We start from the raw sequence: 1563 nt of genomic DNA, 5'->3' as shown, positions 1-1563 counted from the left end.
ATCCGCCAGTGGGCGATGAAGTTCTATCCCGACGGCAGGGGCGGAAGCGCCGCCGAACTGGCCGCCGCCGACAGCAGATGACCACTCCAGAAAGGCATTCCATGAGTCCCATCAAGGTGTTCCAGGTCGCCACCGGCAACGTCGGCTCCGAGATGATCAAGCGGATTGCCACCCAGCCCGACGTCGACCTCATCGGTGTGCACTGCTATTCGCCCGACAGGATCGGCAGGGATGTCGGCGAGCTGGTCGGGTTGGCGCCCAACGGTGTGACGGCGACCGGCACGATCGAGGAGATCATCGCCGCGAAACCCGATGTGCTCACCTTCCACGGGGTGTTCCCGGACGAGGACCTCTACGTTCGGGTGCTCGAGGCAGGGATCAACATCGTCACCACCGCCGACTGGATCACCGGGTGGCACCGTGACCGCAACCACCCGCACCACTCCGGCAAGCCGGTGACCCAGCTGCTCCAAGAAGCCTGCGAGAAGGGCGGTTCGACGTTCTACGGGACCGGCATGAATCCCGGCGTCAACCAGATCCTCGGCGTCGTCTGCTCGGCGGACGTCGCCGAGATCGAGAACGTCACGACGATCGAGTCGGTCGACGTGTCCTGTCACCACTCCAAGGACACCTGGATCGAGGTGGGTTACGGCCACCCCGTCGACGATCCGGAGATCCCGGGGAAGCTGGAGAAGTACACCCGGGTGTTCGCCGACAGCGTGCTGATGATGGCCGACTGCTTCGACCTCGTACTCGACGAGGTCAAGTTCAGCTACGAACTCGGCGCCTGCACCAAGGATGTCGACCTGGGCTGGTATCAGCTGCCGAAAGGCTCGCTGGGCGGCAACTACATCAAATACCAGGGCATCGTCGACGGTGTGCCGCGCGTCGAGACCCATCTCGAATGGCAGATGACCCCGCACACGGATCCGAGTTGGGACATCAAGGGCTGCTACATCACCCAGATCAAGGGTGACCCGAACATCTACAACAAGCACATGATCTTTCCGAAGCCGGGAGTCGACCTGTCCGACCCCGCCAACTTCGCCTCCATCGGCATGACCGTCACCGGCATGCCGGCGCTGAACTCGATCAAGTCGGTGGTGGCCGCGCCGCCGGGGATCATCACCAGCGCCGACCTGCCGCTGCGGGGATTTGCCGGCCGGTTCAAGCTCTAGGACGCCGAGTCGGGACACTCGGGTCGAGATCGACAACACGGCTGTGAATGGCGTGACGCCAAACGTCCCGACCAGCCGTGATGTCAATCTGGCGCGTTGATCGCCTAGGTCGAATGTGGGTCCCGGGCAGCCCGCCGGCTTTTGTCGGTGGTCGAATGTATGTTCGAATCATGTCGGGTACCGGGACGGTGGTGCAGGAGGCGGTGACCGCGTTGCGGGCTGCTTTTGATGCGGTGGCCGCCTGCGATATCGACTTGTTGACCCGTGCTGAGCTGGTCGATTCGCTCGATGAGTTGGAGACGCTGACATGTCAGTTGCCGGGGTTGCGGGATCGGCTGTTGGCCCGGTTGCAGGTCGAGGCGACCCCGCAGCAGCTGGGCGCCAA

The 1563-nt window shown here is 63.5% G+C and carries 1 protein-coding gene and 1 pseudogene; both read left to right on the top strand.

Annotation, left to right across the window (positions count from 1 at the left end):
• The first annotated feature begins 101 nt into the window (after nucleotides 1-101).
• Nucleotides 102-1178 (top strand): NAD(P)H-dependent amine dehydrogenase family protein, encoded by a 1077-nt coding sequence (locus tag WA944_RS15100; RefSeq protein WP_526373772.1) that lies wholly within the window; start codon nucleotides 102-104, stop codon nucleotides 1176-1178.
• 155 nt (nucleotides 1179-1333) lie between these two features.
• Nucleotides 1334-1563: pseudogene (locus WA944_RS15095) on the top strand (HNH endonuclease signature motif containing protein); the annotation flags it as partial.

Source organism: Mycobacterium sp., from assembly GCF_049683355.1.
Taxonomy (GTDB): Bacteria; Actinomycetota; Actinomycetes; order Mycobacteriales; family Mycobacteriaceae; genus Mycobacterium.
This window is presented reverse-complemented; position numbering and strand designations above follow the sequence as displayed.

Bases quoted from the DNA above. Each gene is read 5' to 3' on its own strand.
- WA944_RS15100 (WP_526373772.1), top strand. From the start codon at position 102: ATGAGTCCCATCAAGGTGTTCCAGGTCGCCACCGGCAACGTCGGCTCC.